A 19,623-nucleotide genomic window follows, 5' to 3' on the forward strand; every position below is an offset into this window, starting at 1 on the left:
TGACCGCTCCGCAGGGCCTCCATCAGCGGCCACCGCCGTACAGGCGGGCTAACTCGGCCGCGGCCCGCCGGGGATTCTCCGCCGCAGCGATGGCGGAGATGACGGCCAGTCCGTCCGCTCCGGCTGCAAGCGCGGGGGCGGCATTGCCCGCCGTCAGTCCGCCGATGGCGGCCATCGGGAGGTCCGGCTCATACCGCCGCAGCGCGGACAGAAGCCCGGGGCCGCAGGCGGGCTTCGCGTCGGGCTTCGATCCGGTGGGGTAGATCGGCCCGACGCCGATATAATCGGCCCCGTCGGCGGCAGCCCGGCGGGCCTCTTCCGGCGTGTGCGCAGACACGCCGAGGATCGCGGCGGGACCGAGCCGCTGCCGCAGCCCGGCGGCAGGAGCATCCTCTTGGCCGACGTGGACGCCGTCGGCACCGACAGCGAGCGCGAGTTCGACGTCGTCGTCGACCAGGAACGGCACGCCGCTCGCCCGGCAGATCGCCCGCAGCTCGCGGGCGAGCCGGAGAAGGGGCGGCCCGGTGAGGGCGCCCGCTCCTTTTTCCCGGAACTGGAACAGGGTGACGCCGCCGGCGATCGCTTCCCGAAGGACGTCTGCGGGCGGACGGCCCCGGGTATCGGCGCTGCCCATAATGAAGTAGACGCGAAGAAGCGGAGCGATCTTACCCCTGCTCCAGCGGCGGGCGAGTTCCCCGGAGGCCCGGAGTTCTGCCGCCTCCAGGCTGTCCGGACTGGTGAAGAAGCGTTCGGAGAACTCAGACATGCTCTCCGCTCTCCCTTCGGGCCATTCGGCGCTTGTAGGCAAAATGATTGGTCGGCCCGTGTCCGCTCCCAAGGCCGAGCCCGTCTTCGATCGCCGCCTGCACGAACGCCTTGGCGGCCGCTGCGGCCTCCGGGACCGAAGCGCCTCGCGCCAGTTCGGCGGCGAGGGCGGCCGAGAAGGTGCAGCCGGTGCCATGCGTATGCCGGGTGGCAATCCGAGGGCTCTCCAGCCGGAGGAACCCGCTGCCGTCATAGACGAGATCGACCGCCCGGTCTCGGTCTTCCTCGGCGTGTCCGCCTTTCAGAATGACGAACCGGCTCCCGAGGGAGTGAATGGCGGCCGCGGCCCGCTCCCGGTCGGCGAAGCTGCGAATCGGGAAGCCGGCGAGCAGCTCGGCCTCCGGGACATTCGGCGTCACGGCCAGCGCAAGCGGCAGAAGCTGCCGCCTCAGCGCTTCCAGAGCCTCTTCGCGCAGCAGGCGTGCGCCGCCCTTGGCCGTGATGACCGGATCAACGACGAGCTTCTTCCATCCGTACCGGACAGCCCGTTCGGCGACCGTCTCGATAACCTCTCCGCTGAACAGCATTCCGGTCTTGACGGCGTCCGGAGGGAGGTCGGCAGCGACCGAATCCATCTGCATGCCGACCTGTTCCGCCGCTACCGGAAGCACGCCCTGAACGCCGAGCGTATTCTGGGCGGTAATGGCGGTCAGCGCGGACGTTCCGTAGACACCGAGCTCCTGGAACGTCTTGAGGTCGGCCTGGATGCCGGCTCCGCCGCCGCTGTCCGATCCGGCTATGGTGAGAGCGACCGGGACCGAGCAGGCATCGGCTATTGATCCGCCGGAGCCGAGGGCACCGCCTAGAGGCAGGCCGCTCTGCATCTCCCGGCATTCATGGTGACCAGCCCAGTTCATGGCGTCACCCGGTTCACCTGCTCGCGCTCGCGGATGAGCGCCAGCTCCCCGATGCTGCCGGATTGCAGGGTGGACAGCCGGTTCAGAAATTCAATCTGGAAGCTGCCCGGCCCCAGATCGGCCGCCGCCTCGGCGGCGAGGGAAGCGGCGGAGCCGTAGAAGGCCGCAGCCTCTGCGGCCGCCTCCAGGACGCCGCCTCCGGCAACAGCCGCGAAGGCGCCGATGACGGCGCTCAGCAGACAGCCCGTGCCGGTTACGCGGGTGAGCAGCGGATGACCGCTCCGGACAAGGAGCGTTCGCTTGCCGTCCGTTACAACATCCTCCCGCCCGGTCGCAATAACGACACAGCCGTAGAGGCGGGCAGCGCGTTCAGCGGCCGGAACGATGTCTCCCGCACTCTCTCCGGCATCCACTCCCTTGCTGGCCCAGGCTTCTCCGGCGAGATTCGCAATCTCTGCCGCATTGCCGCGGATGGCCGCAAGCTTAAGACTGCGGGCCAGCAGGGAAGCCGATTCGGTCCGGTAGGCCGTGGCGCCCGCACCTACAGGATCAAGCACGACCGGAACGCCGCTCCGGTTCGCGGACTGGCCGGCGCGCAGCATGGCTTCCAGCGAGAGCTCGTCCAGCGTGCCCATATTGAGTACGACGGCCCCCGCCATCGCGGCGGCTTCCTCGACTTCGGGCAGGCCGGCAGCCATGAAAGGGGAAGCGCCGATAGCGAGCAGGCCGTTCGCGCTGAAATTGGCGACAACAATATTCGTGATGTTGTGGACAAGCGGATTGACTTGTCGAACTTGATCCAGGTAAGACATGGGAAATCCTCCTTGTGAATAAGTTGAGAACCTGTTTGCGTTGCAAGAGCGTAATTCTGCCGCAGAGCGAGAAGCGAGAGGGTACAGAGAAGGGCAGGCTCACGGAGCGATCAGGCGATTGTCGGAACCGGCCTCCTTCGGGTCGATATTTCCGGGCAGCAGCTTCCGGCCTTTAAGCCAATTTCCGATCTGCTCCCAGGATTCCGGGCCGAGGTAGCCGTAGGGCTCGTCTCCGAAATCCATCAGCGGCAGCAGCAGGGCAAGGCTGGCCCGCTCAATCTCCGGATCAAGCGGAGCGGCGGTCTCCTCGTGCTTCAGCAGAATCGCCAGCGCTTCCTGCGGATGGCTGTTGACATAGGCCTGTCCTTCCGCAGCGGCGGCGAGAAACCGCCGGATCACTTCGCCGCGTTCGGCCAGGGTCTGCTCGCTGGCGGCGAAGACCAGCTCGGCATAATCGGGTACGCCGAAATCCGCCGGATTCAGCGAGAGAACGGAACAATGCTGCTTGTCCAGCAGCAGCTCTTCGTGGTTGACAAATCCGCCGATTACGGCATCGGTCCGTCCGGTGGCGAGAGCGGGAATCAGGTCATAGCCGACATCGACGAGGTTCAGCCCGGAAGAGTCGCCGCCGTCCGCTTCGACCATGGTACGGAGCATGGCGTCATAGAGCGGAATCGAGGAATACCCGATCGTCCGGCCAGGAAGCTCTCGGGGCCGTGTGATTCCTTCTTCATCTGCCCGGATCAGCAGCCGGTTCAGCGGATGGCGGACAACGGCGGATACCGCTTTGACGGGAACGGACGCCCCCCGCGCCATCAGAACCTGCGGCTGATAGGTCAGAGCGAGATCGACTTGGCCGGCGGCGGCCAGTCTCAAGGCATCGTTGGTTTCAGCGGGCATCCGCAGTTTGACCTTCAGATTCCTGTCGGCAAAATAACCGTTCTCCTCCGCCGCATAAAGAAACGAATGCACCGCGTTCGGATACCAGTCCAGCATGACGGTCAGCTGGTCGGGCCGGGACCTGCTCTCGCCCGCCGATCCCGGCCGGGCGGCATCCGCCGCATTCCGGGCGCTTGCCGGATCGCCCTGAACCGCTGCGCCTTGAACCGCTGCACCCGTCATCCGGCCACAGCCTGCGGCGGTCAGCAGGAGGCCAAGCACCACGGCTAGGAGCAGCGGGCCGCCTCCCGAACTCCTCAATCTTGAATTCATCCTCTCATCTCCTTGTAATCTTCTATCCGCCCAAGGCTGCTTCTCCGGCAGATGACAGCTTCCGCCAGCCGGACAGTCAGCAGCAGCGAGAGGCCCAGAGCGGCAAGCAGCACGACGGCGGCGAACATATCGGCGCTTCGGAGGCCGGAAGCCATACGCCGGCAGTAGAAGCCGAGTCCCCGGCTTCCGCCCAGCCATTCCCCGATTGTAGCTCCGATTACGCTGTAGACGGCGGCCAGCCGAAGACCGCCGAAGAAAGCAGGAAGGGCGGCCGGAATCTCCGCCTTGATCAGAACCTGGCGCCGCCTCGCCCCCATCGCCAGCATCAGCCCGCGATATTCGCTTCCTGCCCGGCGGATTCCGTCATGCAGCCCTGCCATGATCGGATAGAACGCCGTCAGCAGCACCACAAAGGCTTTGCTCCACAGCGAATAACCGAACCAGAGAATGAACAGAGGCGACAGAGCGACAAGCGGAATCGTCTGGCTGAAGACGAGCAGCGGATACAGCGCCTTCTCCAGCGCGGAACTAAGCGCCATTCCGAGTCCAAGCGCCGTTCCGGCGACCAGAGCCAGGAGAAGGCCAACCGCCGCTTCGCCGAGCGTAGCGGGCAGATGGACCTTGAACAGCGGCCCGGCTTCCAGGGCCAGGGCGCGAAGAACGGCGGTCGGAGGCGGCAGGATGTAGGCCGGGGTTCCCGCCGCCCGAACTCCGGCTTCCCAGACGGCAAGTCCCGCCGCAACCGCCAGAAGCGGGGGGATGAACGTCTTGCTTAGCGGCGGCCTCTCGCGTTGTCCGGGAGGCGGGGTTCTGGGCTCCGGTTCCGGATTCATCGAATTTCCTCCTTTCAGACCCAACAAAAAACCCGTCCGCTTCACAGGGAAGTGGACGGGTTCATGAAGAGAACGGCGAAGAAACGCGCGCTTTCAATTTCATCGAATCCTCGTATCACTTCCCTACGCTGGTATGATCCAGATCAGGTTCCAAGGGTCCGGCTCTCGCCGTCTCAGTCCACGCGGACTCCCCTAGTGAAGAACGGGTCTATTTGATTTTGGGATAAAATGCCTCTCGACTATATCACGCCGGAAGCCGAAGAGGCAAGATAGAAAAATTCAGGAGTTGTCGGCTGCGGCGGGAGCGGGATGCTGGCGGAGATAATCCAGGGCATCATAGAGCATAACCGCCGCTTCGCCGCGGCTGATCTCCCGCTTCGGGTCGAACCGGCCGCTGCTATCGAGCCGCGTAATGCCGTATTTCAGCGAACGGACTACGGCGCCCTGATACTCGGGCGCCAGGCTGCTCTCATCGGCAATGCCGGAAGGCTTCACGTTGATAAGAGGCAGAGACCCCGCCTGTTCCATTCCCCGGACGAGCAGGAAGGTGAACAGCTCCCGCGTCAGCCTGGACGCGGGATCGATGTCTTCGGGCACGGGGACGCCGTTATGATAGACGCCGAGGAATGCCTCCGTATACCATTGGCCGTCCAGTACTTTCGTGAAGACCTGCGCGGCCTTCGGCTCCTGGATGAACCGGATGGCGTCGAGACTGAACTGGAAGCCCCCGGCGATCAGTTGTATGCCTTGTGCGGCGGTGAGCGGAGCCTTTGGCGCGAAGCTTTGGGCGTTCATGCCCTGAATGATGCCTTTCGAATGCAGCGATTGGATTTTGTCGCTGCCTTCGGTCGTTCCCAGATCTCCGAACGGGGCGGCAGCCGCGTACAGGGACCCGGCCACGGAAAGGCTCAGGAGAGCGGTGAGCGCAAGCGAAGCGAAGGTTATCGAGCCTGCTTTCTTTTTCATCCTATTAACCCCTTTCATTCAGACGGTTGAGGAATCTGATGTCCGTATAAACGATTCAGGAGGAATAAAGGTTGCAGGCGGGAACGCCTCCTCCTTTTCAAGAGCCCAAATATTTGATATTATTACTATATGATAATTATTATAATTAAGAATCGGCGGCTTAAGCGGCCCGGAGAGGATGGTGCGATCCTTGATGACCATGAGTGATATTGCGGCCCAGTTCGCCGCCAGACAATATAAGCTGACTTCCCAGCGCGAAGCCATTGTTCGGGTTCTGCTGGAGAATGAGACGGAGCATCTTACGGTGGAGGATATCTATCTGAAGATGAAGCCCTACCATCCCAATCTGGGCATGGCCACGATTTACCGGACGCTGGATCTTTTGTCCGAACTGCATATTGTCGAGAAAATGAATTTCGGGGACGGCCCTGCCCGCTACGATCTGCGCGGGGGAGGGCAGGGACATATGCACCACCACCTGATCTGCGAGGATTGCGGAGAGCTGACGGAGATCAAGGAAGACTGGCTGGCAGAGCTGGAAGCGCGTCTGGAACGGGAGTACGGCTTTCTGGTGACCGATCACCGGCTGGACTTCAAGGGACGCTTCAAGACCTGCGAGCGGCATGACTGCCGATCCGCCCGAACCGGGCGGCAAGTGGGCTGAGTTCTTAGCTGCGCGCTTCGGGTGTACGGATTAATGACCGGGCAATTCGGTTATAAAAGGAGTACAACCACGAGGGAGTGATGCGCGATGAAGAACCGAACGAAATCCTCTTATATTGCTGTACTTACTGCTGCTCTCCTGCTGACGGTACCGATTGTATCCGGAGCCAGCGCCGCTTCCCCGGGCACCGCTCCGGCCGGCAAGGTTGCCGCCGCGAAGCTGCAAGCGCCGCTACCGCTGAAGCACGGGTCCGGCATTTATAACGGGCTCGCCGACGGCCACACCGTCGAGATCGACGTCTACGGCGAAGCGACCTCTTTTCAGTTCAGCGATGAATTGAAGGCCGCGGCAGCCTCACTGGAAGAAGGGGAGACGGTGGATTATGTCTATACCGAACGGCGATTGGCCGGACGGCCTGAAGTCAGATTGCTGACGCTTGCAGCCATCAAGGTTCGCAGCCTTGACGGGGACGGAGACGCTCCGGTACACTGACAGGTGTAAGCTGAAGCGGGACCCATAGGAGAGTGAGAGAAGAAATGGCAAGAACGAAGAGCCGCAAGGCGCTGCTGCAAGCGCAGCGGCAGGGCGGATGGAGTCCGGTGATGAACCGGAGAACGAACGGGGATTATGCCGATATTTCCCAGCATGTCCGGGTGAAGCCGGATAAGCAGGCACAACTGAACAAGGCCATGCGGAAGGAGCGGATCACTTATGATGACGCTCCTTTTTGCTGCCCGGATTTTCTTTTGCGTCTAACGGACAGATTCCCGGTAACGGGCCGGCGATACGCCGTATCGGCGGCGGAAGAGCCGGAAGAAGTAGGTATAATTTGCGAATCCGCAGGTCTCCGCCACCTGCTCCAGCGGCATCGGGCTGTACATCATCCGCTCCTTCGCCATTTCCAGCCGTACCTCATTCGCATACTGAATAATGGTTAGACCGTAAGCCTCCTTGAAGAGCCGGACGGCGCGCGAGACCGACAGACCGGTATGGGCGGCCACTTCCTCCAGGCGCACGATGCCAGCAGCATGCTCTTCGATATACTGCTTCATTCCCCTTGCTGCGGCTTCCGAAGAATGGGCCGGCGGCGCTTCCTCCGAAATCCGGTCAATCTCCATGCACAGAATCTGCAGATAGGAAGCCGAGATGTCGGCTGAATAGGCGGACTGCCGCCGCTGCTCCTGCACGAGGGTGCGGAACAGTCCGGCAATGGCTCCGTCGGCCGGAACAGACTGAAGAGAAGGGCGGCTCGCCCTGTCCCGCCACGCATCGAGCCACGGTCCTTCCGCGAAAATGAAGAAGTCCCCGCTGGCTGTAAGCCCCGGCTTGCGCTGCGAATGCTCGATAATCAGCTGATAAGGCTCTCCCGGACAGATGACGAGCAGATCCCCTGCATACATGGGAGCAGAGGAGCCTCCGATCAGGGTAGAACTGGTCCCTTCGGTCTGAAGCCGGAAGAGATAATAGGGCAATCCTTCAGGAACGGAATACTGGAATTTCTTGCGGTGCAGCGAGAAGCCCGCCGACAGAACGGTACAAGCCGGCATGATCCGGTAGCGCCTCCTTGAGTGAAGGGTATAAGAGCAGATTGTTCAGGTTGAAATCAGATTCTTCATTCTATTATAACCGCTTTCATATTACTATGGGAAGGAAGACGGATCAGTTGCTCCGTCATTCGGCATGTATATTGTTCAGGTGAAGGAGTGTAGCGCGGGTGCTGAAGATTGGATTGCAGCTGTATACGCTGCGGGAGCAGCTTGAAGAGGATTTTGAAGGGACCCTCCGCCAGGTGGCGGCTATGGGTTATGCCGGGGTGGAATTCTTCAACTATTTTGGACGGAGCGCCGGGGAAGTCAAGGCGCTGCTGGACGAGACGGGGCTTGTGGCCGTAGGCGCCCATCGTCCCTATCAGGCGCTGCTGAACGACACGGAAGCCGAAATCGCCTATAATAAGGCCATCGGCAACCGCCGCCTGATCATCCCCTTTCTGTCGGAGGAAGAGCGCGATTGGGCGGCCGTCATCGCGAATCTGAAGATCATCGGCGAACGGGTCAAGGCGCAGGGCTCTCAGCTGCTCTATCATAATCACGATTTCGAGCTGCTGGAACGGTACGAAGAACAGACGGCCTTCGATGCCATCTATGCCGGAGTGCCGGCCGATGTGCTTCAGGTCGAAATGGATACCTGCTGGGTGCATCATGCGGGATACGATCCGGTGGCCTACATGGCGGCTTACGCCGGCCGGCTGCCGCTCATCCACCTGAAGGATATGAAGAAGAATCCGGACGGAACCGCAGAGACCGTCGTTCTCGGTGAAGGCGAAGTGGATCTGCCGTCCATTCTGTCGGCCGCCGAGACGCACGGTGTGGAGTGGGCCGTTGTAGAACAAGACTTCTGCAGCCGTTCGCCGCTGGAGAGCGTTCGCGACAGCATGGCCTGGCTGAAGGGTTACGCCGGGAATGAAGGCCAAATCCGGGGCTGACGGCAGCACGCGGAAGAAGTTGCGGCAGGAAGGAAGCAGAGCCGGCTCCGGGATCACCGGGGCCGGCTCTGCCGCGTTCCGGGGAGAGCACCGAGCATCCCTATGCCGGCCATCACCACGGCTCCGCCGGTCCATTGATAGACATTGACCCGCTCCCCGAGCAGCAGGGCGGACAGAATCATCGACGTCAGCGGCAGAAGGCCGGAGAAGGCCGCTACCGTGTAGGCGTCGCAGCGGCGGACGCCTGCATAGAAGAGCGTGAAGGAGAGCCAGGTCACGATCCACCCGTACCAGGCGAGAGCCGCCCATTCCTCCGCTCCCAGAACCTGCAAGGAGCGGACCGGGTGCTCCAGGGAAGCGGGCAGGAGGCAGAGAAGGAAGGCCATCGCGGCGACGAGCAGTGCCTGTATGCCCGGACGAAGTCCCTCCAGGGAACCCGCGCCGTATTTGCGGGCGAGGATGTTGAAGGTAGCCTCGCTCGCAGCCGCGGCCAGTACGAAGGCATTTCCCGCGAGATGCTGAAGAGAGATTCCGCCGGGCTGCAAGCCCGCTCCCTGCAGCAGCGCAATGCCGGCCGCCGCCGCAGCGATGCCGACGATTCGCCGGGCGGTGAGCTGCTCGCGCAGGAAGAGCCAGGCCAGCAGCGCGGTTATCGCCGGGGCGGCGCCGGTAAGAATCCCTGCCTCGGCGGCGCCGGTAGATTGCAGGCCCAGGAACAGCAGCGCCCGGAAGAGAACGATGCCGAGCAGCGCCTGCATGACAAGCATGCGCCAGTCGGCGGCGCGAAGACGGCGGGCCGTGTGCAGGAAGGCCCGTGCCCGCAGAGGCAGCGCTGCGGCCAGAAGCAGCCCGAGGCCGGCGGCGGCAAGAGTGAAGGGTTCGAGCTCGCCGGCAAGCAGCCGGCCTGCGACGGGCGAGGTGCCGGCCAGAATGAAGGCGAGCGCCAGAACCGGCCTGCCATTGTTTCTATTCATAGTGAAGCGTCCTTCCCGGAGGGCCCTTCCGTACCATTAACGATTCGTTAGTGGTATTATAGCAACCCTGCTGGTATGCTTGAAGCGCCAGTTGGAGCGGTTATTGACCGGACCAGTTGGAGCAGTCATGAAAAGCATGATTAAAGGAAGGAGAGACGCCGGTGTGGGACATTGAGCTGAAGCCTCAATCGGAGACCGGCCTGTCCGTGCAGATCTTTCGGTCCTTCCGGAACCGGATGCTCTCGGGCCGCATTCAAGCCGGAGAAGCGCTGCCCTCGACCCGGGAGTTGGCCCGGAGTCTCGGCGTGTCGCGGAATACGGTCACCGAGGCGTACGAACGGCTGGTTGCCGAAGGGTATGCGGTAACCTCCCAGGGCGCTCCGACCCGGGTGGCGGACGGTCTTCGGACGGAGCCGAACCGAGAAGAGACGGAAGAAGAGGCGCAATCGAAGCCGGCGGACGGCCTTCCGGACTGCGCAGCGGAGGCAGCGGCGCCGCTGAAATGGGATTTCAAGACCGGACAGCCGGATTTGACCCGGTTCCCGTGGAAATCCTGGACCCGGGCGCTGCGCGAGGCCCAGGGGACGCTGAGCCCGGCCGGGTTCGGCTACGGAGACCCGCAGGGCTACGGTCCGCTGCGGACGGAAATCGCCGGCTGGCTGCTGCGCAGCCGGGGCATAGAGGCCGATCCGTCGGACATCTGCATTACTTCGGGTTCAACCCAGGCGCTCTACCTGCTGGCCGGAATTCTACACAAGGAAGGGTGCCCCTTCGCCCTCGAAGACCCCTCCCATCCGGGCATCCGCACCATCATGCAGCTCGGCGGGCGGCCGGTGCAGTGGATGCCCGTGGATGACCGGGGCGCGCGGGTTGATACTCTGGAGGGCAAGCCGCTCTCGGCGGTCTATGTGACCCCGTCCCACCAGTTCCCGCTCGGAGGAATTCTGCCGGCAAGCCGCAGGGCATCCCTGGTAAGAATGGCGGCCGAAGGCGGCTATTATGTAATCGAAGATGACTATGACAGCGAATTTCGCTACCGGGGCGCGCCTGTAAGCCCACTGTATGAAATGGACCCTTCCCGGGTCGTCTATGTCGGCACTTTCAGCAAAACCATGTTCCCTGCCCTGCGAATCGGCTTCGCGCTGCTTCCCCCATCTCTCAAGAGCCGGTGGGTTCACCGGCGGACTTTCCTGGACGTGCAGAGCCCCCTGTTGGAGCAAGCTGCGCTGACGCTGTTCCTGCGCGAACGCCTGCTGGACCGCCATGTTCGCCGGATGCGCCGCATTTACGGAACCAAGAGACAGACTCTGCTCACCGCGCTGGAGACGGCGTTCGGGGACAGTGTCCGGGCGCAGGGGGAAGCCTCCGGTCTGCACACGGCGGTCCGCTTTCCCATAGGAACGGACGCCGAGGCGCTGGAGGCGGCCTGCCGGAAGGAAGGGATCGGCGTTTACGCGCTGACGCGGTATGCCACCGTCCGCGCGGAAGCGGACCGAAATACGCTGCTGCTCGGCTACGGCCATCTGGAGCCTGAAGCCATCCGGGAAGGAATAGAGGCCCTGGGCGCCGTCTATGCAGGTATCCGGGCTTATCACGATTGATGAAGGAGAAGAAGGATGGAGAGCCACACGAAATCAAGAATCGGCTTTGATCTGCAAGCCGCGCTGGTGGAATCGAGCCTGGGAAGAGACAAAGGCCTGCTGCTGAAGTCGAAGGAGCTGACCGGCGGGTATTTTAACTCCGCTTATGAAGTTACACTGACCGGCGGTTCGGCCCTGATCCTAAAAATCTCGCCCATGGACGGCATCGCCACCATGAGCTATGAGCGGGACATTATGCGCGCCGAAGTCGCGGCGCTGCGGCTGATGGCGGAGACGGGCACGGTGCCCGTTCCGCGGGTGCTGGCCTACGACGACAGCCGGCGGCTGCTGCCGGCGGATTATTTTATCATGGAGAGAATCGACGGAACGCCGTACAATGACCTCAAAGAGAGCTTGACCGCCAAAGAACGGGCCGCCATCGAGCGCGAAGCGGGACGGCTGAACCGGGCGATCAACGAAATCGGGGGCGAACAGTTCGGACTGTTCGGAGGGCAGGGACCGACAGGAAGCTGGCGGGAGGCCTTCGCCTGGATGATCGGCTTGGTGCTGGAGGATGCGGACCGCCTCGGCGGCTCGCTGCCGATGCCGGTGGAAGAGGTGCGGCGGGCCATAGAGGAACGTCTTCCGCTGCTGGATGCGGTCACGGAGCCACGGCTGGTGCACTGGGATCTGTGGGATGGGAACATCTTCGTAAAAGACGGACGGATCGCCGCGCTCATTGACTGGGAGCGGGCGCTCTGGGGCGATCCGCTGATGGAGTATTACTTTCGCTATCTGGAGAATTCGCCGGCATTCTTCGAGGGGTACGGCAGCTTCTGCAATTCCCCGGATGAGCTTCGCCGACGGAAGCTGTACGATTTCTATCTGGATCTGATTTATTATGTAGAATGCTTCTCCAGAAAGTACGAGAGCCGGGAACATCTGGAGTGGGCGATGGACACCATTAAGAACGGCTGGGAGCGTTTCCTGCAATCTTGACTTGTATTTGGACCCGCTTTTTGTCTATACTATTGATAATTATTATCAATATTAACTTTCTACGATAGAGCGGAGATGGAGACAAGAATGGAACGCCTGCTAGAAGTCAAAGATTTAGCCATATCCTTCCATACGCGCGGCGGCGAGGTTCAGGCCATCCGCGGCGTCAGCTTTCATGTGGATAAAGGGGAGACGCTGGCGATCGTCGGCGAATCGGGCTCGGGCAAGAGCGTCACGTCCCAGGCCTTGATGAAGCTGATTCCCACGCCTCCGGGCCGTTATAAGGGCGGGAGCATCCTGTTCGACGGACAGGAGATCATTACGAAGAGCGAGAAACAGATGCAGTCCATCCGCGGCAAGGAGATCGGAATGATCTTCCAGGACCCGATGACGTCGCTTAATCCGATGATGAAAGTCGGCAAGCAGATCACGGAAGTGCTGCACAAGCACGAGAACATGTCCCGCGGAGCCGCAGTCAAACGCGGCATTGAGCTGCTTAAGCTGGTCGGCATTCCGTCACCGGAGCGGCGCTTCCAGCAGTACCCGCATGAATTCAGCGGCGGGATGCGGCAGCGCGTCGTCATCGCCATGGCGCTGGCGGCCAACCCGAAGCTGCTGATCGCCGATGAACCGACCACTGCGCTGGACGTTACCATTCAGGCCCAGATTCTCGATCTGATGAAGGAACTCCAGAAGAAGATCGGAACGTCGATTATCTTCATCACACATGACCTCGGCGTTGTGGCAAGCATGGCCGACCGGGTAGCTGTCATGTATGCCGGGCAAATTGTCGAGATGGGAACGGTCGAAGAGATCTTCTACGATCCGCGCCACCCGTATACCTGGGGTCTGCTCGGCTCCATGCCGAGCCTCGAGAGCAAAGGCTCCATGCTGACGGCCATCCCGGGAACGCCGCCCGATCTCATCAAGCCGCCCAAGGGCGACGCCTTCGCCATGCGAAGCACGTATGCCATGGCGATTGACTATGAGAAGGAGCCGCCACTGTTCAAGGTGTCGGATACGCATTATGTCAAGTCCTGGCTCCTGCACCCGATGGCTCCGGCCGTAACCCCTCCGGACGCGGTTCTCAAGAAGCATCGCAAGCTGCCGGGAACGTATGAGCAGCCGGTGCAGGTCGACAACTACTTTGAATAATCAGGTTCTTAAGCGTGCGGTCTCTCTGGAGGCCGCACTTTTTTGGTGGAGAGAGCAGCAGGGAGCTAAATTTATATTTATTAATACATGAAACAAAACATATACATCTAAATAAAAGTATTGACGAACCCGCCATCCCGGGCGCAAAATGTAAGGGTATACATATGGAGGTGGACCCTTGTGAAGAAACCTGCGTTCGGCGCTCTGGCCGTTCTGCTCCTGCTTGGCGCCTGCTCGGGGCCGGCCGGCAACCAAGGCGGCGGAGAAGCGCCGTCTAGTCCCGAATTTACCAACGTGTCGGTGCATGACCCGTCCGTAATCCGGGTGAAGGACACGTATTATGTGTTCGGCTCGCATCTGACGGCTGCCAAGACTACAGACCTGATGAACTGGGAGCCGATTGCATCCGGTGTGCATGACGGGAACGCGCTTATTCCGAACGTCACCACCGAACTGGAGGAGACGCTCTCCTGGGCGCAGTCCGATACGCTCTGGGCCCCGGATGTCATTCAGCTGGCGGACGGCAAGTTCTACATGTACTACGACGCCTGCCGGGGCGATTCCCCGCTGTCGGCGATGGGGGTCGCCGTTGCGGATTCCATCGAGGGCCCTTACCGGAACAAGGGCATTATCCTGAAATCCGGAATGACCGGCATTTCGGATGACGGCACGGTCTATGATTCCACCCAGCATCCGAATGTGGTGGACCCCGATGTGTTCTTTGACAAGGACGGCGGGCTGTGGATGGTCTACGGTTCGTACTCCGGCGGGATTTATATTCTGAAAATGGACCCGGCCACCGGCCTCCCGCTGGAAGGGCAGGGCTATGGAACCAAGCTGCTGGGCGGCTATCACGCCCGGATCGAAGGCCCGTACATGCTCTACAGCCCGGAGACGGATTATTACTACCTCTTTCTCTCCTATGGCGGCTTGACTGCCGACGGCGGGTACAATATCCGCGTTGCCCGGTCGAAGAATCCGGACGGACCGTTCGAGGACGCGGAAGGCCGCAAGATGGCGGAGGCGCAGGGGACGCCGGGGCAGCTTTTTGACGATCCCGCCTATGCGCCTTACGGGGTCAAGCTGATGGGGAATTTCGAATGGTCTGCGGAAGGCGCGAAGAACCCGGACGAGACGCTGGGATACGTATCGCCGGGTCACAACTCCGCCTATTACGACGAGAAGACAGGACAGTATTTCCTGATCTTCCACACCCGCTTCCCCGGCAGGGGAGAAGAGCATGAAGTCCGGGTGCACCAGCTCTTCATGAACAGCGAGGGCTGGCCGGTGGCGGCCCCGGAACGTTACAGCGGAGAGAAGATCGGCCGTTATAATGGGAAGCAAATTGCCGGGTCGTACCAGTATATAAGCCACGGCAAGGACATTACGGCTGACCTTGTCGCCTCCCAGGCGATAAAGCTGAACGAAGATGGGACGATCTCCGGTGCCGTGTCCGGGACCTGGAAGCTGACCGGCGGGCACGGTGCGCGGCTGACTATTGACGGCAACGCATACGACGGGGTATTCGTCCGGCAGTGGAACGAGCGGACGCAGCGCATCGGAATGAGCTTTACCGCCGTGTCCACAGAAGGCGTAGCAGTCTGGGGAAGTTCCTTCTAGGTGTTGCCCGCTGGATTCAAAAGACCGGGGAAACGGCTCCCCGGTCTTTTGGCGTTTCTCTTCCGGCAGGCAAATTGACATCTCCCGAATCTAAGGGAATAATGTCTAGAGGACAAGGGGGAACCGAAAGACATGAAGCTGGTGTCATGGAACGTCAACGGCCTCAGGGCCTGTGTGAACAAGGGATTCAACGACTATTTCGCCGCCGCCGGCGCGGATGTGTTCTGCGTGCAGGAGACGAAGCTTCAGGAGGGCCAAATCCGGCTTGAGCTTGGCGGGGAATACCGGCAGTACTGGAATTATGCCCACAAAAAGGGCTATTCGGGTACGGCGGTGTTCACACGATTGGAGCCGCTGTCTGCGGCTTATGGCATTGAGGGCATGGAAGAAACGGAAGGCCGCGTGATTACGCTGGAGTTCGAATCTTTCTACTTGGTCAATGCCTATTCGCCCAATGCCAGACGCGACCTCTCCCGGCTTGCGTTCCGGCTGGAATGGGAAGACCGGTTTCTTGAACATCTTCTGCGGCTGGATGCCGTGAAACCGGTGATTGTCTGCGGCGATCTGAATGTCGCCCACCGGGAGATTGATCTGAAGAACGCGAAGGCGAACATCGGCAATTCGGGCTTCACGGACGAGGAGCGGGGCCGGATGACCCGATTGCTGGAGTCCGGCTTCATTGATTCCTTCCGGCATTTGAACCCGGATACAGAGGGTGTCTATTCCTGGTGGAGCTATATGCCCAAGGTGCGAGAGCGGAACATCGGCTGGCGGATCGACTATTTTCTGGTGTCGGGCCGTCTGGCGTCTTCGATTGCCGGAGCAAGCGTCGATTGTCAGATTATGGGCAGCGATCACTGCCCGGTGGTACTGGAGCTGGATCTTCCGGCGACGGTCGTACCCGCAACTAAGAAGGAGGAGTAACGAATGAAAGATTGGAATACGATGCTGGAACGCTACGCCCGTCTGGTCGTCAAGGTGGGCGTGAATGTCCAGCCCGGTCAGGTGCTGATGGTGCATGCGCCTTTGGAGACGGCGGAGCTTACACGGAAGATTGTGGCAAGCGCTTATGAAGCCGGAGCCAAATATGTCCTGGTGGACTGGGAAGACGAGCAGACCAGCCGGATCCGGTTCGAGAAAGGCCCGGACGAATCGTTCGATTATTATCCGAAGTGGCAGGCGGATATGTTGGAGAAGTTCGCGGAGGAAGGCGGCGCAGCGCTTCATATCAAGGTGCCGAATCCCGATCTGTACGACGGAATCGACTCGGAGAAGGTCTCCCGTTCGGTCAAGGCGGCCGCGGTGCTTCGCCAGAATTATCAGGCCTATACCCGCAACAACCGGATCAGCTGGGCGCTCATCAAGGCGCCGACGGCGGCTTGGGCCGACAAGGTCTTCGCGGATCTTCCCGAAGAAGAGCGGATTCCGGCTATGTGGGAAGCCATCTTCCGGATGAACCGGGTGAATACGCCCGATCCGGTGGCGGCATGGGAGAAGCATCTGGAACGGCTGCGGCAGAGCGAACGGAAGCTGAACGCCAAGCGCTACCGGAGTCTGCATTACCGTGCCCCGGGTACGGATCTTCGGGTCGAGCTGCCCGAAGGCCATATCTGGCGGGCGGCGGGCGGCCTTAACGACCGGGGTGTGCATTTTGTGGCGAATATGCCGACCGAGGAAGTCTACTCGATGCCCAAGCGAACAGGCGTGAACGGGACGGTAAGCAGCACGCTGCCGCTGAACCTGAACGGACGGCTGGTCGACGGCATCCGCCTGACCTTCAAGGACGGGCGGGTGGAATCTTTTGAGGCCCGCAGCGGCAAGGAGCATTTGACTTCCCTGCTGGCGACTGATGAAGGCGCATCCTATCTCGGAGAGGTAGCGCTGGTGCCGCATAATTCGCCGATCTCGCAGATGAACCGGGTCTTCTACAATACAGGGATCGACGAGAATGCTTCCTGCCATTTTGCGCTTGGAAGCTCCTACCCGGTCAATCTGGAAGGGGGCGCCGGAATGAGCCGGGAAGAGCTGCTGGAACGGGGGGCGAACGTCAGCCTCACGCATGTGGACTTCATGATCGGCTGTGCGGAGCTGGATATCGACGGCGAGCTGCAGGACGGCACCTGGGAGCCGGTGTTCCGCGCCGGGAACTGGGCCTGATTCTCCTTCCTTCGTTTGACCTCAAGCCGGACGGACGCTCACTCACGGGCGCTCCTTCCGGCTTATCGGCATGGTGTTGAGGGCTGCGCTATCCGCGGACGAAGAAAAAAGTGGACAATTCCCGGTTTTAACGTAATAATGAGAATCATTATCATACATAATGGATGACGTTTTTTTACAAGGGGAATTTATGGATACGACCAAACGACTCCAACACTCATTTCTGTTCCAGCTGCTGACGGCGCTTGCCGTACTGCTTCTGTTCTTCGCCGTGTCGCTTGTTCTGGGCGCGCGCACGACCAGTCTGCATGAGGCCTGGATGGCGCTGACCGGCGGCGGAACCGGCGACAATGCCACCATGATTCGCGAAATCCGTCTTCCGCGCATCGCCGCCGGACTGCTCGTAGGCGCTGCCCTGTCGGTTTCGGGCGCTATTATGCAGGGGCTGACCCGCAATCCGCTGGCCGATCCCGGCCTGCTCGGGATCACCTCAGGCGGCACTGCGGCCATTACCGTGGCGCTGGCTTTGATGCCTTCGATGACCTACCTTGGCCTTACGGGCGCTTCCTTCATCGGAGCGGCCGCGGGGGCCGGTCTGGTCTTTGGCCTGGGGCAGCTGTCCCGCACGGGGCTGTCGCCGCTCCAGCTTGTGCTGGCCGGCGCGGCGGTCTCCGCGCTGCTGATCGCCGTTACGCAGGGCGTCGGCTTAATATTCCACGTCTCCAAGGATGTGACGATGTGGACGGCCTCCGGCCTGATCGGAATCGCCTGGGCGCAGGTCCGGTCGGTTGCGCCGGTCATTGCGGCAGGCATCGCGGGAGCGCTGCTGCTCTCCCGCCAGCTCTCGATCTTAAGCCTGAACGAGACGGCTGCGACCGGACTCGGCGTCAATGCCGGACGGGTCAAATTCGTTCTCTATCTGCTCGTCGTGCTTCTGGCCGGCGCCTCGGTGGCGTTGGTCGGCAATATGGCGTTCCTCGGACTCATGGTGCCGCATATCGTCAGGGCGGCGGCGGGGACGGATTACCGCCGTATTCTTCCGCTGTCGGCAATTGCGGGCGCGGCCTTCATGGTGCTGGCGGATACGCTGGGACGAATGATCAACGCTCCGTTCGAGACGCCGCTTGTGGCGATTGTCTCCATGGTGGGGCTGCCGTTCTTTCTTATCATTGTGCGCAAAGGGGACAAGCTGCTGTCATGACTACAACCGGCTGGATAACCAAATACCGTCTTCTCCTGGCGGGGCTGGGAGTGCTTCTCCTCGCGACGCTGCTGGCCGGTATGGGCATAGGAAGCGCCTCGGTATCGTACAGCCGCATCCTGCCGACCTTATTCGGGCACGGGAGCTTCAAGGATGACTTTGTGCTGTTCTCGGTTCGGCTTCCCCGGATGCTGGTTACGGTGCTGGGCGGGATGGCGCTTGCCCTGTCCGGGTCGGTGCTCCAGGCCGTAACCCGCAACGATCTGGCCGATCCGGCGCTGGTGGGCATCAATGCGGGAGCGGGAGTAGCAGTGGCTGTCTTCTTCCTGTTCGTGCCGGTTGAGGCGGCCTCGTTCGCCTATATGCTGCCGGCCGTAGGCTTCGCCGGCGGCCTTGCCGCCGCCGTGCTCATCTATCTGCTGTCCTACTCCCGGGAACAGGGCATTCAGCCGATCCGGCTCGTTCTGACCGGAGTAGGCTGCTCGCTGGCCTTGAACGGAACGATGATTGTCATCATCTCATCGACGGACCAGCGCAAATTCGATTTTATCGCGAACTGGCTGGCCGGCAGCATCTGGGGGACAGACTGGCCGTACATCGGAGCGCTTCTGCCCTGGCTGGTGCTGCTGATCCCCTATATTCTGTATAAATCGAATGCGCTCAACCTGCTGGCTCTCGGAGAGCCGGTGACCGTAGGTCTGGGTGTGCCTGTGCAGCGGGAACGGCTTCTGCTTCTGCTGGCGGCGGTAGCCCTCGCTTCGGCGGCGGTCTCGGTTACCGGCTCGATTTCCTTCGTCGGCCTGATGGCGCCGCATATTGCCAGATCGCTTGTGGGCCCCCGGCACCAGCTCTATGTGCCCGTGTCGGTGCTGACCGGCGGCTGGCTGCTGCTGGTCGCCGACCTCATCGGCCACAATGTGGGCGATGCGGGGGGCATACCTGCCGGAGTCGTTGTGGCGCTGATCGGCGCGCCTTACTTTGTGTATCTGCTGCTGCGGAAATAACGCAGCGGGCAGGAGGCGGCGGCTTCCGGAGCCGCCGGTTATCGCTATCGAAAGGCGCTGCAGCGGCGGCGCCTTTTTTTATTTTCAAATAAACTAAAATAAAAAACGGATTAACTGGAAGGAGAGTAGAGTAGTAAAGATCAATAATATAGAGTCAAGCTGAACAAAAAAGATATTGACATGGAAGAACAAAAGACGTAATTTTAATTCGGAATTAATTATTTAATTAATTCCTAAATAAATGTGCGCAGGGAAGGAGGGAAACGAGCGCATTACCGGACC

At 61.1% G+C, this 19,623-nt stretch carries 19 protein-coding genes and 1 riboswitch; of the genes, 11 read left to right on the forward strand and 8 right to left on the reverse strand.

All coding sequences use genetic code 11. The annotated features are described in order from the left end of the window. Positions 1-22: 22 nt before the first annotated feature. From thiE to F4V43_RS11910, 6 genes are all read right to left on the reverse strand, one after another. Positions 23-766: a thiamine phosphate synthase gene (gene thiE / locus F4V43_RS11885; protein ID WP_150458451.1), complete on the reverse strand. Its 744-nt coding sequence runs from the start codon at positions 764-766 to the stop codon at positions 23-25. Then, positions 759-1,682, reverse strand: a complete 924-nt coding sequence (gene thiD, locus F4V43_RS11890) for a bifunctional hydroxymethylpyrimidine kinase/phosphomethylpyrimidine kinase (protein WP_223879872.1) — start codon at positions 1,680-1,682, stop codon at positions 759-761. The genes thiE and thiD overlap by 8 nt, the downstream gene beginning before the upstream one ends. Continuing rightward, positions 1,679-2,494: a hydroxyethylthiazole kinase gene (gene thiM, locus F4V43_RS11895; RefSeq protein WP_150458452.1), complete on the reverse strand. Its 816-nt coding sequence runs from the start codon at positions 2,492-2,494 to the stop codon at positions 1,679-1,681. The genes thiD and thiM overlap by 4 nt, the downstream gene beginning before the upstream one ends. A gap of 99 nt (positions 2,495-2,593) precedes the next feature. Beyond that, the gene (locus F4V43_RS11900; protein ID WP_150458453.1) at positions 2,594-3,706 is read right to left on the reverse strand and encodes an ABC transporter substrate-binding protein; all 1,113 of its coding nucleotides are present in this window, start codon (positions 3,704-3,706) and stop codon (positions 2,594-2,596) included. Then, positions 3,703-4,539 (reverse strand): ABC transporter permease, encoded by an 837-nt coding sequence (locus F4V43_RS11905; RefSeq protein ID WP_150458454.1) that lies wholly within the window; start codon positions 4,537-4,539, stop codon positions 3,703-3,705. The genes F4V43_RS11900 and F4V43_RS11905 overlap by 4 nt, the downstream gene beginning before the upstream one ends. Positions 4,540-4,642: 103 nt before the next feature. Beyond that, positions 4,643-4,743, reverse strand: a riboswitch (TPP riboswitch). A gap of 75 nt (positions 4,744-4,818) precedes the next feature. Further along, the gene (locus F4V43_RS11910; RefSeq protein ID WP_150458455.1) at positions 4,819-5,505 is read right to left on the reverse strand and encodes an S-layer homology domain-containing protein; all 687 of its coding nucleotides are present in this window, start codon (positions 5,503-5,505) and stop codon (positions 4,819-4,821) included. Between the two features lie 193 nt (positions 5,506-5,698). On the opposite strand from F4V43_RS11910, the gene F4V43_RS11915 reads away from it, so the two are divergent. Then, the gene (locus tag F4V43_RS11915; protein WP_150458612.1) at positions 5,699-6,169 is read left to right on the forward strand and encodes a Fur family transcriptional regulator; all 471 of its coding nucleotides are present in this window, start codon (positions 5,699-5,701) and stop codon (positions 6,167-6,169) included. An 87-nt stretch (positions 6,170-6,256) separates the two neighbouring features. Then, complete coding sequence (locus F4V43_RS11920; protein WP_150458456.1) at positions 6,257-6,661, forward strand: hypothetical protein; 405 nt, start codon at positions 6,257-6,259, stop codon at positions 6,659-6,661. Positions 6,662-6,921: 260 nt separating this feature from the next. Here the strand turns inward: F4V43_RS11920 and F4V43_RS11925 are convergent, their stop codons facing one another. Beyond that, complete coding sequence (locus F4V43_RS11925; protein WP_150458457.1) at positions 6,922-7,716, reverse strand: helix-turn-helix domain-containing protein; 795 nt, start codon at positions 7,714-7,716, stop codon at positions 6,922-6,924. A gap of 167 nt (positions 7,717-7,883) precedes the next feature. Between F4V43_RS11925 and F4V43_RS11930 the strand changes: the two genes are divergently transcribed. After that, a complete protein-coding gene (locus F4V43_RS11930; RefSeq protein WP_150458458.1) occupies positions 7,884-8,651 on the forward strand; it encodes a sugar phosphate isomerase/epimerase family protein in 768 nt (255 codons plus the stop codon). A 53-nt stretch (positions 8,652-8,704) separates the two neighbouring features. Here the strand turns inward: F4V43_RS11930 and F4V43_RS11935 are convergent, their stop codons facing one another. Next, the gene (locus tag F4V43_RS11935) at positions 8,705-9,625 is read right to left on the reverse strand and encodes a DMT family transporter (RefSeq protein WP_150458459.1); all 921 of its coding nucleotides are present in this window, start codon (positions 9,623-9,625) and stop codon (positions 8,705-8,707) included. A 161-nt stretch (positions 9,626-9,786) separates the two neighbouring features. Here F4V43_RS11935 and F4V43_RS11940 point away from each other — a divergent pair, with 161 nt between their 5' ends. The 8 genes from F4V43_RS11940 to F4V43_RS11975 all read left to right on the forward strand — a co-directional run bounded on the left by F4V43_RS11940 (position 9,787) and on the right by F4V43_RS11975 (position 19,341). Further along, entirely contained in the window at positions 9,787-11,226 is a 1,440-nt protein-coding gene (locus tag F4V43_RS11940; RefSeq protein WP_150458460.1) for a PLP-dependent aminotransferase family protein, read from the forward strand. A 15-nt stretch (positions 11,227-11,241) separates the two neighbouring features. Beyond that, a complete protein-coding gene (locus tag F4V43_RS11945; protein ID WP_150458461.1) occupies positions 11,242-12,204 on the forward strand; it encodes a phosphotransferase family protein in 963 nt (320 codons plus the stop codon). A gap of 87 nt (positions 12,205-12,291) precedes the next feature. Beyond that, a complete protein-coding gene (locus tag F4V43_RS11950) occupies positions 12,292-13,359 on the forward strand; it encodes an ABC transporter ATP-binding protein (RefSeq protein ID WP_150458462.1) in 1,068 nt (355 codons plus the stop codon). A gap of 180 nt (positions 13,360-13,539) precedes the next feature. After that, positions 13,540-14,979, forward strand: coding sequence for a glycoside hydrolase family 43 protein (locus F4V43_RS11955; protein ID WP_411898458.1), 1,440 nt, complete (start codon positions 13,540-13,542; stop codon positions 14,977-14,979). Positions 14,980-15,111: 132 nt separating this feature from the next. After that, the gene (locus F4V43_RS11960; protein WP_150458463.1) at positions 15,112-15,903 is read left to right on the forward strand and encodes an exodeoxyribonuclease III; all 792 of its coding nucleotides are present in this window, start codon (positions 15,112-15,114) and stop codon (positions 15,901-15,903) included. A 3-nt stretch (positions 15,904-15,906) separates the two neighbouring features. After that, positions 15,907-17,136, forward strand: coding sequence for an aminopeptidase (locus F4V43_RS11965; RefSeq protein WP_150458464.1), 1,230 nt, complete (start codon positions 15,907-15,909; stop codon positions 17,134-17,136). Between the two features lie 190 nt (positions 17,137-17,326). Next, on the forward strand, positions 17,327-18,337 hold the full coding sequence (locus F4V43_RS11970; RefSeq protein ID WP_150458465.1) for a FecCD family ABC transporter permease: 1,011 nt from the start codon (positions 17,327-17,329) through the stop codon (positions 18,335-18,337). Then, positions 18,334-19,341: a FecCD family ABC transporter permease gene (locus F4V43_RS11975; RefSeq protein ID WP_150458466.1), complete on the forward strand. Its 1,008-nt coding sequence runs from the start codon at positions 18,334-18,336 to the stop codon at positions 19,339-19,341. Before F4V43_RS11970 ends, F4V43_RS11975 begins: the two co-directional genes overlap by 4 nt. Positions 19,342-19,623: the final 282 nt, after the last annotated feature.

It is taken from the genome of Paenibacillus spiritus (assembly GCF_008710135.1).
In the GTDB taxonomy this organism is placed as follows: domain Bacteria; phylum Bacillota; class Bacilli; order Paenibacillales; family Paenibacillaceae; genus Paenibacillus_AQ; species Paenibacillus_AQ glufosinatiresistens.